Annotated in this window: 12 protein-coding genes and 1 tRNA gene; 6 read left to right on the plus strand and 7 right to left on the minus strand. The window is 42.9% G+C overall.

The window, feature by feature from the left end; genetic code table 11:
* Positions 1 to 37: 37 nt before the first annotated feature.
* A complete protein-coding gene (hemH, locus tag FCL46_RS01940) occupies positions 38 to 991 on the minus strand; it encodes a ferrochelatase (RefSeq protein ID WP_136810536.1) in 954 nt (317 codons plus the stop codon).
* Positions 992 to 1329: 338 nt separating this feature from the next.
* Between hemH and FCL46_RS01945 the strand changes: the two genes are divergently transcribed.
* Both FCL46_RS01945 and polA read left to right on the plus strand, forming a co-directional pair.
* Positions 1330 to 1860, plus strand: a complete 531-nt coding sequence (locus FCL46_RS01945) for an HPF/RaiA family ribosome-associated protein (protein WP_136810537.1) — start codon at positions 1330 to 1332, stop codon at positions 1858 to 1860.
* A gap of 313 nt (positions 1861 to 2173) precedes the next feature.
* The gene (gene polA / locus FCL46_RS01950) at positions 2174 to 4846 is read left to right on the plus strand and encodes a DNA polymerase I (protein WP_136810538.1); all 2673 of its coding nucleotides are present in this window, start codon (positions 2174 to 2176) and stop codon (positions 4844 to 4846) included.
* A 66-nt stretch (positions 4847 to 4912) separates the two neighbouring features.
* Here polA and FCL46_RS01955 read toward each other — a convergent pair whose 3' ends face one another.
* Entirely contained in the window at positions 4913 to 6208 is a 1296-nt protein-coding gene (locus tag FCL46_RS01955) for a citrate synthase (protein WP_136810539.1), read from the minus strand.
* Between the two features lie 408 nt (positions 6209 to 6616).
* Between FCL46_RS01955 and thiE the strand changes: the two genes are divergently transcribed.
* On the plus strand, positions 6617 to 7300 hold the full coding sequence (gene thiE, locus FCL46_RS01960; protein ID WP_228723310.1) for a thiamine phosphate synthase: 684 nt from the start codon (positions 6617 to 6619) through the stop codon (positions 7298 to 7300).
* The gene (locus tag FCL46_RS01965) at positions 7300 to 7983 is read left to right on the plus strand and encodes a hypothetical protein (RefSeq protein WP_136810541.1); all 684 of its coding nucleotides are present in this window, start codon (positions 7300 to 7302) and stop codon (positions 7981 to 7983) included. The genes thiE and FCL46_RS01965 overlap by 1 nt, the downstream gene beginning before the upstream one ends.
* An 86-nt stretch (positions 7984 to 8069) precedes the next feature.
* Here FCL46_RS01965 and hflC read toward each other — a convergent pair whose 3' ends face one another.
* From hflC to FCL46_RS01990, 5 genes are all read right to left on the minus strand, one after another.
* The gene (gene hflC, locus FCL46_RS01970) at positions 8070 to 9011 is read right to left on the minus strand and encodes a protease modulator HflC (protein ID WP_136810542.1); all 942 of its coding nucleotides are present in this window, start codon (positions 9009 to 9011) and stop codon (positions 8070 to 8072) included.
* Between the two features lie 23 nt (positions 9012 to 9034).
* Positions 9035 to 10144, minus strand: coding sequence for an FtsH protease activity modulator HflK (gene hflK / locus FCL46_RS01975; RefSeq protein WP_136810543.1), 1110 nt, complete (start codon positions 10142 to 10144; stop codon positions 9035 to 9037).
* A gap of 197 nt (positions 10145 to 10341) precedes the next feature.
* Positions 10342 to 11262 (minus strand): rhomboid family intramembrane serine protease, encoded by a 921-nt coding sequence (locus tag FCL46_RS01980; protein ID WP_136810544.1) that lies wholly within the window; start codon positions 11260 to 11262, stop codon positions 10342 to 10344.
* A 192-nt stretch (positions 11263 to 11454) separates the two neighbouring features.
* Positions 11455 to 13410 (minus strand): phosphoenolpyruvate carboxykinase (GTP), encoded by a 1956-nt coding sequence (locus FCL46_RS01985; RefSeq protein WP_136810545.1) that lies wholly within the window; start codon positions 13408 to 13410, stop codon positions 11455 to 11457.
* Between the two features lie 1057 nt (positions 13411 to 14467).
* A tRNA-Leu gene (locus tag FCL46_RS01990) sits at positions 14468 to 14554 on the minus strand.
* A 95-nt stretch (positions 14555 to 14649) separates the two neighbouring features.
* Here FCL46_RS01990 and FCL46_RS01995 point away from each other — a divergent pair.
* Together FCL46_RS01995 and FCL46_RS02000 are read left to right on the plus strand one after the other, a co-directional pair.
* Positions 14650 to 15621, plus strand: a complete 972-nt coding sequence (locus tag FCL46_RS01995) for a bifunctional riboflavin kinase/FAD synthetase (protein ID WP_136810547.1) — start codon at positions 14650 to 14652, stop codon at positions 15619 to 15621.
* Positions 15622 to 15834: 213 nt separating this feature from the next.
* On the plus strand, positions 15835 to 16464 hold the full coding sequence (locus FCL46_RS02000; protein WP_136810548.1) for a tetratricopeptide repeat protein: 630 nt from the start codon (positions 15835 to 15837) through the stop codon (positions 16462 to 16464).
* Positions 16465 to 16467 lie beyond the last annotated feature (3 nt).

Consider the following 16467-nt stretch of genomic DNA (forward strand, 5'->3'; position numbering starts at 1 on the left):
AGAGAATAAGCAAGCTGATGCTTATGGGTCAGCTTGCTTACTGTAATTGTTCCAGAACCAGTTCTCGCAAACCTTCTATAAAGAGTGGATCACAATTTAGCGCTGGTGTCGATTCAAGACGCATGCCGAGTGTTTCCGCTTCCTCCTTAAACTGCATGTCTATCTCATATAGCGTCTCCACATGGTCTGAGACAAAACTAATCGGCATCATGAGGATGTTTTTACAACCTGTATCTGCCAGTGTTTGGATCATGTCGGATGTGGATGGAGACAACCATTCTACAGGTCCGCTTCTACTCTGATAGCAGAGTTTGCCAGCTATTCCTGTGAGTTTTTCGATCTCAAAAATTGTTTTATTCAGTTCGTCAACGTACGGGTCGCCCTGCTGTATGAAGGATACTGGAAGACTATGGGCGCTGTAGACGAGTTGAAATGGCTGTTCTGCAAAAGATTTGACACCTTCTGAGATTCTTTTGGCCAAGGCTTTAATGTAGTGAGGCTCAGTTGGCCAGGAAGATATTTCGTTTAAAACGATATGCGGTGCAACTGTTGAACAGGCTTTGCGAAGATCGTTGAGTGACGATCCCGATGTTGCTTTTGTATAATGTGGGTATAGAGGGAGGGCGATAATTCTCTCTATGCCCATATCACGCATTTGAACAACGGCCTCCTTTGCACTTGGCTCCCAGTAGCGCATAGCCACTTTAATAATGAAGTCACCATCATGGGCTAGAGTCCTGCCAAGTGCTGAAGCCTGTTCCTCAGTAATTCTTCGTAAGGGGGAAGATCCCCCAATTTTTCTGTAAATGTTTTGGCTTTTCGGGGAGCGTCTGCGTGAAATAAACCAGGCCAGAGGCTTTTGCAGAAAGGCTGGGCCGAGGCGTATTATCTCTCTGTCGGAGAAAAGGTTGAAAAGAAACCCTGGGACATCTTCAAGAGAATCCGGGCCACCCATATTGAGCAACAGAATGCCGGTTGGCGAGTTTTTCATTGAATCTCCGGATCTTGGAATAAGAAGATTGGTAGGCTGCTAAGAAGTCGCAAACATTTTACTGTATTTAAATTGGAATCGCTATAGCTGGGAACAAATGACGGGAATTTCTTCTTCTAGGACCATTACCTGAAGGTAAACTGAGAAACCTGCCTTGATTCTCCGATTAATGGAAATATAATAATAGTCAGAGTGAGCCAAGATGCACAATTTCATTTTGTGTTGCCAGGTTTCTCTGTAAGCCTCGGCAGCCTGGTTCACCAGGGAATGCACCTGCAGGTGCATGCGGTAGACATTGGCTGGAATGCCTTTGTCGGAGCATCAATCGGAGGAAATATATGGAACTGAAGATCGAAGCCCGGAATGTTGAGTTACGTAAAGGATGGCAGACGAAAATCGAAGAGGAGAAAGAAAAGCTTGTAAAGCATTATGCGGGTCTTGTCCTTCACCTTCGCGTCTCTATCGAAGCTACTACTCACCATAAGGAAGGAGGGTTTGAGATCAAACTGATTGCCACAATTCCAACTGATACTGTTGTGGTAGTCAAAAGAGGAGAAACTGTACGACCACTGCTTACCGAAGCGTTCGATGTTTTAGCACTACAGCTTAAAGAGAAAGTTCGCAAAAAAAGAAAAAACATCAAAACCCCCAACACCGCAGAAACCGACAAAGTGGGAGTGATCCGAAAACTCTCTCCGTTTGAATCCTATGGATTTATTACCTCGTTTGATAACAGGGATATTTACTTTCACGAAAATGCACTAAAAAACGTTGACATGGAGCAACTTGCAGAAGGTGATAGTGTTCTCTATGGTGAAACCCGTGGTGATAAAGGCCCACAGGCTTCATGGGTCAGGCCGGCACGTTAACTTTTCTTATTTGAAATAGACAGTCAAAGAGGGCCTCGGGCGAGAAATCGTCCGAGGCCTTTTTTTATTGGTGTGTATTTCCCTAATCTACAATATTGCAGAGATTCACTCTGGGAAAAACCTTGATTTCAGGTTGATAGAAAACAGTTTTACGCCATCGCTCATGATCGGTGAAGTACAATTGAATGAGATTGATTTGTCAAACCTTGAAATTCTCAGAGAATGAATTGCACATGCTTTAAGACTATTGATCGGGTATAGATAGTCGTGGCAAATAATTGTTCTGGAAAATACAGGAAAGGAGTTATATCCAGTGAAAGAGGATGTCTATCTAATAGATGGTAGTGCGTATATTTATCGAGCATATCATGCTGTTAAGCCGTTAGCTAACAGTAAGGGTGCACAAACCAATGCTGTCTTTGGTTTTATTAACATAATTCGAAAACTTATTCGTGAGAAAGCGCCGAAATTTCTTGCTGTGGCATTTGACAGCAAAGGGAAGGTGTTTCGTCATGAAATGTACCCTGAATATAAAGCTAACAGGCCACAAATGCCTGATGACCTGGCTGAGCAGATTCCGCACATCAAAGAATATGTTTCTGCTTCTAACATTCTCTCTATTGAAGAGTCTGGCATAGAGGCCGATGATATTATTGCATCCGCTTCGGTATCACTAAGTGCACTCGGGTACAATGTAATAATTGTATCCGGTGATAAGGATCTACTCCAGCTCGTTAATGAGTCTGTATCCATGTGGGATCCCATGAAGGATAAGCTCATGGATATCGCTGCAGTGGAAGAGAAATACAGCGTTAAACCAGAAAAACTTCTCGATATGTTTGCACTCATTGGTGACAGTGCAGATAACATTCCCGGGGTTCCCGGGGTCGGGCCGAAAACTGCCGAAAAGTTGATCGCTGAGTTTGGCTCATTAGATGGTTTATATGCTGGTGTAGAATCGTTGAAAAAGTCCAAGATGAAGGACAAGATCATAGAGAACAAGGAGCTTGCGTATCTTTCCAGAGATCTGATTGCACTGAAATATGATGCAGAGATCCCGACTGATGTAAATGATTACACATTACAGGATGGCGATGATGAAAAACTTGCGGCCTTGTTTTCTGAGCTGGAATTTAGTTCCTTTTTAAAAGAGATTGATACTTCCGAGAAAATATCGACAGAGAAATTTACAATTGTGAACAATGAAGCTCAACTTGAAAGCGTAGTTGCTGAGTTGCTTCAAAAAGATACTCTGGTTGTTGATACTGAAACAACTTCACTTGATGCGAGAACAGCCAAACTGGTTGGGGTCTCATTATGTTCAGACCCTGAAAAGGCATGGTATATACCTGTTGGACATTTGAATGACGATGGCTCACTTCAACCTGGTCAGCTGCCTGAAAGTGTGGTGAGAGATACGCTCACACCGCTTTTAGTCGCCGGGTCTGTCATGAAGGTCGCTCATAACCTAAAGTATGATTATACCGTGCTTAAGCAACAATGGGGTGTCGAGCTTGGTGGTCAGCTTGCTGATACTATGGTTGCTGCTCATCTCTTAGAGGTTCCCGGGCGTTCACTGAAGCTTGATGATCTTTGCTTTGAGCGGGGCATTCGGCTAACTCCTTTTAAGGAAGTTGTTGGCAATGACAAGCGTGAAGACTGTTTCGCATATGTCGGATTGGAAGAAGCTACTAATTATAGTTGTGAGGATGTTTACGGGGCAATCATACTTTGGAACGAGTTTCAGGAACAACTGATTGATAAAGATCTGGATGGATTGTTTTATGATCTTGAGATGCCGCTCATACCAGTGCTAGCCGCAATGGAGGTAGAGGGTATATGCATAGACGATGACATTCTGAAAAAGCTTTCAATTGAATTTGCTGCTAAGCTAGAGGATATTGAAGCGAAGATTTATGAGCTTTCAGGTAAGCCCTTTAATATTAATTCGCCTCGTCAGCTGGGCCAGATTCTCTTTGAAGAGTTGGAACTCCCGCATGGCCGAAAAACGAAAACCGGGTATTCCACTGATGTTAAGGTGTTGGAGAAGCTCGCCCCAAAACACCCTTTGCCAGCATTGGTGCTGGAATATCGAACCCTTACGAAGTTGCAAACGACCTATGTTGAAAAACTTTCCAGTTTACGGGATACCATCACCGGAAGGATTCATACTTCGTTTAATCAAGCTGTTACCGCAACAGGCCGTTTGTCGAGTACAAACCCGAATTTGCAGAATATCCCGATAAAGGGTGAGGATGGGCATAAGATTCGTCAGGCATTTATCCCGGCAAAAGGATGTCTCTTTATTTCTGCCGATTATTCACAGATAGATCTCAGGGTACTGGCACATTACTCTCAGGATGCTGCACTTCTTGAGGCCTTTAATGGTGGTGCAGATATTCATGCCCGAACTGCAGCCCAGATTTTCGGAGTGTCACCGTTATTCATCACGCCTGATATGCGACGTATTGCCAAAAGCATTAACTTTGGGATTGTGTATGGCATGAGTGCTTTCGGTTTATCCAGCCAACTTAATATCAGCAGGAAGGAAGCTCAGAATTTTATAGATAGGTACTTTCAGCATTACTCCGGGGTTAAACAGTTTATGGGGGATATTGTTGATCGTGCACGAGAAGATGGGTTTGTTACCACACTTCTTAACAGGCGAAGAGGTGTGCCTGAGATTGATGCCAAAAACAAAATGCGTCGTGAATTTTCCGAGCGTATGGCAATAAATACACCGATTCAGGGTACCGCTGCTGATATTATCAAGCTGGCAATGCTCAAGGTGGAAGCTGCTCTGCTCAAAGAGAATATCCCAGCTAAAATGCTTCTTCAGATTCATGATGAACTGGTGTTTGAAGTACCTGAAAATGTCATCGATCAGGCTACTCGGGTGATTAGGGATGCTATGGAGGGAGCAATGGAACTGGATGTTCCGCTGGTTGTTAATGTTGAAGTAGGGAAAAGCCTCGCTAAAGGGTAAATGAAAAAGGGAGCGAGCCGGATGGACGGTCACTCCCTTTTTCTATAGTATGCAACTGATTACTTATTATCGCTCATGCATAGGGAGAAACGGTCTTAGGGTAAGACCTGTATATATCTGACGAGGTCTTCCTATTCTTGAATTCACTTTATCTTCTTTCATTTCACGCCATTGCGCAATCCAGCCAGGTAATCTGCCGAGGGCAAACATTACTGTAAACATGTTGGTCGGGATTCCGATGGCTCTATAGATGATTCCACTATAGAAATCCACGTTAGGGTAAAGGTTGCGTGTTTGGAAGTAATCATCGTTCTTTACACGTCTTTCAAGCTCAAGCGCTACATCAAGTAATGGGTCTTGAATATCCAGGGTTTCAAGCACTTCGTGGCATGCTTTTTTGATTATGCGCGCACGTGGGTCGAACGTTTTATAGACACGATGACCAAAACCGGAGAGTCTGAAGGAATCCTCTTTGTTTTTTGCTTTCTTTATGTACTTGTCGTAGTTGCAGTCATCTGCATAGATAAGCTCAAGCATTTCAAGTACTGCCTGGTTTGCACCACCGTGCAGCGGTCCCCAGAGGGCGTTTACACCAGCAGAGATCGAGGCATAGAGGTTTACGCCAGCACTTCCAACAAGTCGAACAGTTGAGGTCGAACAGTTCTGCTCGTGGTCAGCGTGGAGAATAAGGAGCTTGTTAAGTGCAGAAGCTACTTCAGGTTTTATGACGTAAGGCATGTTCGGTCTATCAAACATCATGTTGAGAAAGTTTTGGCAGTAATTAAGCTTTGCATTAGGATAAACAAGCGGATGGCCAATACTTTTCTTATACGAAAACGCGGCAATGGTACGGATTTTAGAGAGTAATCGGGCGGTAGTTACTGTGATGCCGCCATAAGGGTCTTCCTCGTCATCCATTTCTGGGTAGTAGTTATGTAATGATCCGACCATTGTTGAGAGTATTGACATCGGGGATGCATTGGGCGGGAAATGATCAAAGAAATGAATCATGTCTTCATGAATCAGGGCAAACCGTTTCATATCCCTTTTGAATTGTTCGAGTTCTCCGAAATTTGGCAAATCACCGTTAAGTATGAGATAGGCAACTTCAATAAACTGGCAATTTTCTGCAAGATCTTCAATGGCATAACCACGATAATTCAAAATACCCTGAGCACCGTCGAGATAGGTAATGGCACTGGTGCAGGAACCGGTATTCATATAACCGGAATCGAGGGTTATATATCCCGTTTCTTTCAGTAAGTTTCTAATATCTATTGCTTTTTCACCAGCTGTTCCTTCCACAATGGGAAGGGTATATGTTTGCCCGTCCAGGCAAAGTTGCGCGAAATTTTGAGACATAGGCGTACCTCATAGTTGTTGAAACGGTGACCATTCGGTGGTTACACACACTTCATAATTATATCCGGCAGCGTGAAGGGTAACAAATGATGCACAGACGGTGCGATTACAGTACAATGAGTGTGTCTGGATGCATGAGTTGTGGTGCCGGAAGGAGCTAGCCCGGTAGGTTGGCATGACGCTAGAGCGGAAGTGCTTCAGGTGTTCATGCGAGGGCCATATTTTCCATCAATCGAAGTACACTATAGTATAAAAAATTTAAATTAGCAATTTATCTTTTAAATATCCAGCTTTGGTTTGATGGTATTACCCTTGAATAATTGAATTTAATCTCCGGTTCCCCAGCCGGTATCTTAATATATTAGAGCTATGATAAACACTTTTAGAGTTGAAAATCACGATGTCTATATGGCAAGGATGCAACAATTTATCGATGAAGTTTGCGTCTATCCAGTAACCTGTGACTCGCTCACTCATGGTCGTGGAGATCGAGAATGGTTAGATCAGGTTTTGTCTGGTGGAGCAAAAATTGTTCAGCTTCGAGACAAGGAAAGCAAAGATAATCTGTTTCTTGAGAAAGCAAACTATTTCAGAACTAAAACACGTGAAGCCGGTGCATTATTTCTTGTCAATGACAGGTTGGATATTGCGCTTCTTTCTGATGCTGATGGAATACATGTCGGGCAGGGTGATCTTCCACCTTCTGAGTTACGAAAGCTTGCACCTGATATGATAATTGGTCACTCCTGCAATACAAAAGAACAGGTTCTGGCTCTTGCGGATGAAGTCAATACAGGTACTTCCTGTGTATCTTACTATAATGTTGGACCTATATATCAGACTGCCACTAAAGAGGGATTGCATAATTTTCTTGGGTCCAAGGCAATTGCTGAATATACATCGGCTTGTAGCTTACCTTTTACAGTAATGGGGGGAATTAAATTTGCCCATATCGATGAGTTACTTGGGGCTGGTGTCAGAAGGATCGCAGTTGTAACTGCAATAAGTCAGGCAGCAGATATGGCAGCAGAAACGGAAAAATGGCAAAAAAAGATTCGTGAAAAACGTAATAGAATGGATGGGGTTGACTGATGTTGCTACCTGAGATTACACAGGATAAACTTGTTTCTGAAATAGAACTGTTTATTGAATATGGTGTTGTAGAAGAACAACGAATACCAGCAAAGGAGTTGCTTCAAAAATATCTAGATAATCCAATTGCTCTTGCTGCACTTCTCGAGTTTTACAAAGTGCTGCCGGAGGCCAGGGAGGAGGCGGTTAATCGCATTGGACGCATTGATTCCCTTCAGGGAGTAACGTTACTTGCTCTGTACACTGCGAACCATACCTATACTGTAGTTGTTACAGAAGGAGAGGCCCATATTTTGGGTGAATTTGCTAAAGATGAAACCCCAAGGGAGATACTCAATTACTTTGCACATTCTTCACACGAAGAGTTCATAAAGAGTTGTGGGCCGATTAATGAATTGAAAGAATTTGGTGTTAAGGAGAAAGCTGCTGCATGTCCTGCCTGTGGTGTACTTGTCGGAGAGTTCCATTTGCTTGGTTGCCCGGTTGAAATCTGTCCGTGGTGTGATGGGCAGCTCTGTAAATGTAATTGCAGGTTTGAAAAACTGGATGTTGAGAGTTTGGATGATGATGAACAGGTGGAGGAATTTCAGGATTTGCTCGATTCTAAAGGCCGTGTACCTTACGATTCTGAACAGACGCCAGCTTATCCTGGTACAAGTGATGGTCTTGATAAAAAGAAATAGTGTTGAGCCTTTAGATGATTACGATATAAAAAAAGGGATTCTGTTAAATAACAGAATCCCTTTTAGATGTACAGCTCAATACAGGGTTACTTGCCCTCTACGTTGTTTAAATATTTGTACAACTCGGATTCAGAAGACAGGATTAGGGACGTATTGGCACCGATGATTTTTTCATAGCTCTCAAGAGTTTTGAGGAACTCATAGAAGTCTGCGTCCTGTGAGTAAGCGAGACCATAAATCTTGGTGGCTTCAGCATCAGCTTTACCTTTGATGGTAACCGCTTCACGATTTGCCCCTGACATTATTTCCTTGAGTTCCTTCTCCACTGTACCAAGAATCTCAGCCTTTTGCCCCTCACCCTTAGAGCGTTTTTCGGCAGCGATACGTTTTCGTTCAGAGATCATTCTGTCGTATACTTTTGTACGTACAGACTCAATATAGTTAACACGCTTAATCATGACATCGATAAGCTCAATACCATATTGAGGGGTTGCCTGAGCTGCGATTTTAAGAATGATATCAGCGATCTTGTCTCTACCCATTACCGGTTTGGTGCCCATGGATTCGGCACTGATACCAACTGACATTGTGGCCTCAGACCAGTCAGAGCTGCGAACAATCTCAATCAGATTGTTTTTGTTGACCATATCCCGGACTGTTCCACCGATAATATCATCGAGAAGTGATTGCGCCCTGGATTCAGAACCGCCTACTGCCTGTAAGTATCTGAGGGCATCGGTAATTCTCCATCTTGCCGTAACGTCGAGAAATACAAAAGTCTTGTCGTTAGTCGGAATCTGGTTAGGATCACCATCCCAGATCTGTATCTTTTTTTCGAAGTGGTTTGTCTGCTGAAGAAATGGCATTTTCAGGTGCAGTCCTGCTTCTGTCACAGGGTCACCAACAGGGGCACCAAATTGAGTAACAACAACCTGCTTGCCTTCTTCTAATATATAAAAACCATCATAAACTACCAAGACGGCCATTAAAACGAGGCCGACGAGTAAAAACTGGAGTATCTGTTTCATCTGAGCATCCTTTTTGTATCACACTAGTTTTTCTGAGGTGCAGTTAACCCTTGTGCTCCGGTTAAGTTCAGGAGAGGTATGGGAGACTGTTGGTCTTTATCGATTACATAAATCTTCTCGACACCTGGAAGGATTCCTTGCATGGATTCTAAATACATGCGTTTTCGTGTGACATCGGGAGCGTTTCTATATTCTTTAAGAATATCAAGAAAACGCCCGGACTGACCTTTTGCGTCATTCAAACGTTCTGATGCATAGCCTCGGGCTTCCTCGATCGTCTGTTTTGCACTACCGCGTGCTTTAGGAATGACCCGGTTATATGTTTCCTGTGCTTCATTGACCAGTCTTTTCATATCCTGATCAGCTTCGTTCACTTCATTAAAAGCGGGTTTAACCATGTCTGGGGGATTAATATCCTGAAACTGAACAGTAACAAGAGCAACACCTGACTCTAGGTTGTCAAGTTCTGACTGCAATTCCTGTTTTACAGAAGCTGCAAGCAGGTCTCGATTACTCAGTACGTAATCAAAATCCATATTACCGACTATACGACGGGTTACACTTTCAGAAGCGTCATGAACTGCTTGTTTGACATCTTTTATCTTAAAGAGATAGAGGTATGGGTCTGAGATTTTATACTGAACAATCCAGGCGACGTTGATGACGTTTTTATCAGCAGTGAGCATGAGAGATTCCATGTCATAATTACGTCTGTCAAAGGTGCTCTGCTGCCCGGGGAAACGTGTACGAAAGCCAAATTCCTGTTTCTGAATCTCTTCTACATTGACTTTGTACAGACTTTCAACATATGGGAGTTTGAAGTGGAGGCCTGATTGAGTTGTTCTCGAATATTTACCAAGCGTTAGGATTACTCCAACTTCGCCTGGCTGAATCTTGAATACTGATGAGAAGGCACCCTGCAATAATAGAAAAATTGCTGCTATTGCGAGAAATTTAGTAATACCGGCAAATGGATTGGAAGGCTTTTTAGGAGGCTGTGTTCCCCCTGGGCCCTGCTTTTTTTCTTCTGAGAAGAAATCCTGCAGCTTCTTAATTAGCTGTGCAACCATTTCCTCCGGTGTTTGAGGCCCTTTTTTTCTGCCCCAAGGAGGTTGTTGATCCTGCATGGACATAAATATTTCTCCTGAACTGTTTTACCTGATTACCGGTCGAACCGTTGATTTACAGTATCGATTACGGGTATCAGGATGTGAATGTGTAAAACTCTAGAAAATTTTATCGATTACAATGGTAAGTATTTAATGAATAGAATGCTACCAAATCATATCATTATTTCAACATGATTCATCTGAAGTGTCTAAGGTTGAGCTTATGACAAGGCGAGGTACCACGCAAGTACCGGGCAAAAGAAGCCGGTAACAGCGAGAAACAACTGTAACGAGAATGAATGTCTTAAGTTGAAGATTTGTTTGAATCCCAGAATTATTCCGGTAACTAGTCCGGTGATTAAACCGAAGAAGTGAGCGCCAAGGTCCGTACGTTCCCCTCCGCTTCCCAGAAATGCGAGCATTGTTGCTCCTGCCATCAGCGGGAGCACAATTCGTGCAGGTCGGCTAAACTTATAATGCTTATAATTTAACGCTGACAGGATACCGATTACTGAGAAAACCGCAGTTGAAAATCCAATAGAGTGATGACCTGCGCCATGGCCAAGGACGTTGAGGTAGTTGGCCGATACAGAAGATATGAGTAGGGCCCATAGGCCTATTCCGTTGCCTAGTAAGAGAAAATAGAAATGTAGTAGAAAACCTCCAAGAATACAGTTGCCCATTAGGTGAACAATGTCGGCATGAAGTGTTAGGGCTGTAATAAGTCGATAGTATTCGTGATTGTAAAGTATTAGAGCTGAGTCTATTGCACCTTTCTCAAACCAGAGAGAATTGCTTGACCATGTGCCAGTAAGTGAGAAGATGCAAATCAGGCAGGAAAGTATCAACATACTTTGTACACGGAAAATCGGAGTAAATGAATTGTCTTCCTGATCAATGACAGGCCAATTTTTATTCTCGCTCGTATACGTGTCGATCTGGAATACTGCCTGGCTGTGATCCTTCTTGTCAACATGAATATGCCAGCCATGTGCGGGGGAACCTGAGATTTTGTGGTGTATGCCGACTGAAGAGAGAACAAGTGATAAGGTGTGAAGCTTATCGTGTTCATACGTTGATATTACAGGAAGATTTCCTGAAGGCTCATCACTGGTGATGATGTCTCTTTCGTCTATGGTCATACGTTTAACGACTCTTTGGAGATAATTATGAATAAAAAAATATATTTATGCGGTTATAATATGTAGGTGGAGAGTAGCCGTCAATGATTGAACAACAATAGGTAAAAAGGAAGTGCGAGTTTTGCATGGAATTTAAAAAAAAAGCCAGCAAGGTAAACCTTGCTGGCTTTTTGTGACAGGTAAAGAACAGATTTAGCTAAGGTCATCAATTGCAATTACAGGCCCGAATTGTTCTTTTAATGCGAGTAATGCTTCTTTTTGATGGCGGTAAACATTATATAATTCAACAGGTATGTCTGTCTCATGTGAGTAAGCTTCAGTCTGCAATTCTATACGTTTTATAATATTGTCAGTGTAGATTGCGAACTGCAAATCATAAAGGCTTTTGGGGTAGTCTTTATCAATAGCGGTAAAAAGAGGTTTGAGGTCTTCATATTTCGGCAGCATACCAATTGGTGTTTCTATAGCCTCTACATCACCATGAGCATAGAGATCAAGCCATCCCAACCAGACTCGGACATCTTTTTTCTCACCAAGTAATCCTTTGCCTGAACTACCGCGATTGGCATGGGTAAGAAAGTAGTTGAGGCCAGCCATGATAGGACGACCGGCATCCGAGAATTTTCGGGAGTTGAAGAAGGTGAATTGTGCCTTCATGTAGTCTGAGAGAGAACCGGGGATGAACGGAGCATTGGCCCATGGCTGTCGTCTAACACCTGTTGTGCCTATCTCGGTAGCGGTCGCTTGTGAAACAATGGAGGCGCCAATGATTACACCTTCGTCCATAGATTTAGCTACCCATACAGGAGGCATTGTATCTGCATCACGACCCGAATAGGTTATTACTTTAATTGGAGCCCCTGCAGGGTCTTCTGCAACTTCTGTGGCATGGTTGGCAATCGCTGATGCAAGAAGTGTACATCGAGAATTCTTGTGAGACATAGGGATTGCTTTGCCGTCGGCATCTGTCTTCCCTGCCCACCACTCACCTTGAAAGTTGGTTCCGCGTTCAGGTGCCTGTTCTCCATTGCCAACCCAGTGAGGAACACCTTTGTCATCAATGAGCACATTAGACCATATAACCTCTGTGTCATCACCGCGCAGACAATCCATAAGGTACGGGTCACCTTCACGGTTTACATCTTCGACGATACCAAAGATTCCTTTTTCCGGATTAATTGCTCGTAATGTTCCATCATCTGCGATCCACATCTGGGCAAGGTCATCACCTACGAAGTCGGTACCAACCATTGCGGTAGTGGTTTTACCGCAGCCGGAAGGTGCCGCGCCGGCAAAGAAGGTTTTTCGGCCATTGGGACCAGTCATGCCAGTAATGAACATGTGTTCAGATATCTGTTCACCAAGTTTGTAATATGTAGCGTAGTCTACTGAGAAGCGGTGGTTACCTTTTTTAAGAAGAAGGGTGTTGCCGGCGTACGTACAGAATGTGGAAAATGTTGTCTGCCAGCTTCTGTCCATCAGGATTCGCGCATTAGGCACATCTTCAGGAGTGTTGTTACCTTCAGCATGAACGTTTGTATAAAAAAGACCTGCTCTTTCAACTTCGTTGTCAAAATCACTGAAGCAGTTCCTGTAAAGGAGTTCGGCAGAGTGTAAAACGTAACCGGATGATGAGATTTCAATCGCAGGAATGGCAGCTTCAGCGCCTACTGGTCCACGACTGTAAAAACCTACCATCATGACTTTACCGGCCATAACCCCACGCATATACTCTCTCACGTAGTGCATCGCTTCATCCCGAAGAAGAGATTTGGCGAGAGAACTCATTTGTTCACCTTCATTTATAATATAGAAGGTCTGATTAACGAGACGAGCCTGATCCTGAGGCAAATCGAAGTGGATGGTGTGTCCATCCTTTGCAAGCTTTTTCTCTTCACCTTTTTCAAGAGAGTATTCACGTATCCACTGCTGGTCGTCAGCACTTCCTGTGTTGACGAATACCGAGGCTGGAGAACACATTGAGATAGCATTTGCCACCTTTATCAGCGCCTCAGGGTTCTTTATCTTCGCGAGTTTTTCCTGATTTGTTGCATCAAGATTCTCTGCTAAAATCGCTTTGGCTGCATCGGCTGTAGTGATGCCGCCGATAACTTCAAGAATATCAGCACCTTTCTTGAGCTCAAGCATTCTTGACTCCTTAATTGTTAAAAAAAATATTTGCTCCATCTGCCAATCCGTAAAGGCCGATGATAGTGTTTGAGAGCACCATCATAGGGTGTTTTGCATGTGGCGTCAAGCACTAGGATTAGAGCAAAAAAGTAGAATGGTGGCGTGTAACTTATTATACTTTCACATTTATATGGCATTGTTATGAAACTGAAAGGAGGAGGGCGTCAACCTGAAGCCTTAATAATTATTGAATTAAACTATAAGAAATAGTGATATGAAGATACGTTGTGTTGTTAGGAATTTCGTTTTGCGCAGAAAAAGGAAGTAAAGAGGAGTTGAAACGAAAGGTATAAATATTTTTGATTTGCAAGATAAATTAAATGAATATATTAAGCAAGGCTTAAGGTTGGAGGTGAAAAACATGAAGGTGGTATAGGAGGAGGTGCTAAGGAGCTGTAGTAGAGGATCAGGTCAACTTTGTAGTTTGATATCATTGCAGTTGACTAATGTGGATTCCACTTTGGCTGAAATTTATGAAAATATCAAGCAATTCCTGATTAGTTTGCAGGTTTTATTGGCAATTGGAAAAGGGTTGTTATTGTTCACTTGTTAATTAGCTGTTGTAGGTCTGGTAACGTAATGAACATATATTAGATAAATCACGGGATGACGGCATTAGTAATGCATGTTGAGTTTGGAGAATTACGTCAAGTGTCGTTACACGTCAGCTTTCAGCTTTCAGCTTTCAGCTTTCAGCTTTCAGCTTTCAGCTTTCAGCTTTCAGCTTTCAGCTTTCAGCTTTCAGCTTTCGGGTTAACTCTGATTGCGGGAAAAGGATATTCGTGATATACGGCATCCAGTTTTCAGGAGGAAAATTTCGCAAGGCGTTAGTGCGATAGCAGAGACCTGATACTAAATATTGATAAACAACCCGTAAGATGTCAGGTTGAGTTTAGGCTGTTCAGGATGGCAATTTAAAAATGTATGACAATGAAGGATTACAGGAGGATTTTAATGAGCATCAATATAAAAAGAAAAGGGTTGCAATCATTAAGATTGCAACCCTTTATCAATTTGGTGCCGAAGAGAAGACTCGAACTTCCACGGGGATACCCCCACTAGACCCTGAACCTAGCGCGTCTACCAATTCCGCCACTTCGGCAGCGACAACGGGCATGAATATGCTAGTTTGTAGGGTTTTTGTCAACACTTTCTTTTTCACAAAAGTTAAAAAAATAGCAATTGATGCTTAAGTAAATGAAAATATACAATAAAATAGAAGATGTGAGGGGTGGCTTTAGTAACACCTGCGTAACAATAGGAAATTTTGATGGTGTCCACCTGGGGCATCAACAACTCTTTGGAGAGGTGGCGCGAAGAGCACAGCTTCGTAAGGGGCAGAGTGTCGCTGTTACCTTTGATCCGCATCCGCTTCAGGTTCTTCGACCCGATGGTATCAAGCTGATCTCCAATTGCGAACAGAAACTTGAATTGGTAGAAATGGCAGGCATCGATGCAATGCTGGTGATTCCCTTTACAAAGGAATTTGCAACAACCACGGCAGAATACTTTGTTGATGAAATCCTGCTTAATCGCCTGGGGATGAAAGAGCTGGTTGTGGGATACGATTACGCTTTTGGAAAAAACAGAGCTGGTAATATCACTTTTCTGAAGCAGCAGGGGAAGGCAAAGGGGTTTGAGGTAACCGTTGTAGATGCGTATTATCTGGAGGAGACTTTAGTGAGTTCAACGCAGATTAGAAAATTGTTGGCTGAAGGTGATATGGTGGCGGCCAGGAGACTCCTTGGCAGAAGTTATCAGATCCGGGGTGAGGTTCAGTTGGGTAAACAACGTGGGGGGAAAGAGATTGGATTCCCGACTGCAAATCTCAAGTTTGCAGAGGAAGATTTGGTTCCACGATTGGGAGTCTATGTTTCACAGGTTATTTGTGATGGAAAATGTTATGGTGGCATCATAAATATTGGTCGTAATCCCACTTTCGGAGAGCACGCGCTGGTTGCTGAGACTCACATCTTTGACTTCAATCAAGATATTTATGGCAAACCTATAAAAGTCAACTTACTTAAATTTCTGCGTAGTGAACGAAAGTTTGAAGGAGTGAAGGAACTCGCGGCCCAGATAAGTAAAGATGTAGTTGAGGCCCAGCGAATTTTATCTCAGCAGAGCAAGGAGCTGACAATTTCCTGTGGGGACAAATTCAACCAATAGCGTTTTCAGGTAAATCAACAGGTCGTCCTTTTAATACTTGCATGTGAACAGAAGGTGCCTATATTGTACTCCGTTTTTATGTCTAAATTACTGCTGTCATGCATTGAATATATCATTTAATAAGGCAGTACAATTAGAAAAGTCACGTCAGTTGCATTCTCGCTAAGTCGATGCATTGATGTTCTATTATTTTATTTTGATAGGGGTTTAGTTATGACAGAGCAGAAACATGAAGATCTTGAAACGGTCATCGAAGAGTTGGAGAAGAAGTGTGCAGAGCATCCTGAGTCCGTAATGGCACATCATCATCTTGGGCTTGTTTACATGAAAGCAGGTAGAATTGAAGATGCTATAGCGTCTCTTGAAAAGGCCATCGAAGTAGATCCGCTTAATGGCGACAGTATGATTAATCTCGGAGCAATACACTTCGGTCAGGGTGATCTTGAAAAAGCACTCAAGCTCAATGAAGAAGCTGTAAGAGTGCAACCTGAGTCTGCTCAGGCATATGCAAATCTTGGACTCATCTGGCAGCAACAGAGTGAGCTTGAGAAAGCAATTGAAAACTACGAGAAGGCACTTCAATATGATCCAAAACTTGTGACAGCGTGGCTCAATCTTACCTCTGTTCTTACAATGAAAGGTGAGGATGATCGTGCTGTTAAAGCAGCGAAGAAAGGTCTTGAAATTGACCCTGATTCCGCACTTGGTCATAATAATCTTGCTGTTGCTCTATATTTTAAACAGGAATTTGCTGAAGCGTACAAACATATGCAGAGGGCAAAAGAACTCGGATATTCGGTAGACCCGAATTTCAGCGCTAAGCTTCAGGAGCACGTATCCTGATTT

It is taken from the genome of Desulfosediminicola flagellatus, assembly GCF_005116655.2.
Lineage (GTDB): Bacteria > Desulfobacterota > Desulfobulbia > Desulfobulbales > Desulfocapsaceae > Desulfopila > Desulfopila flagellata.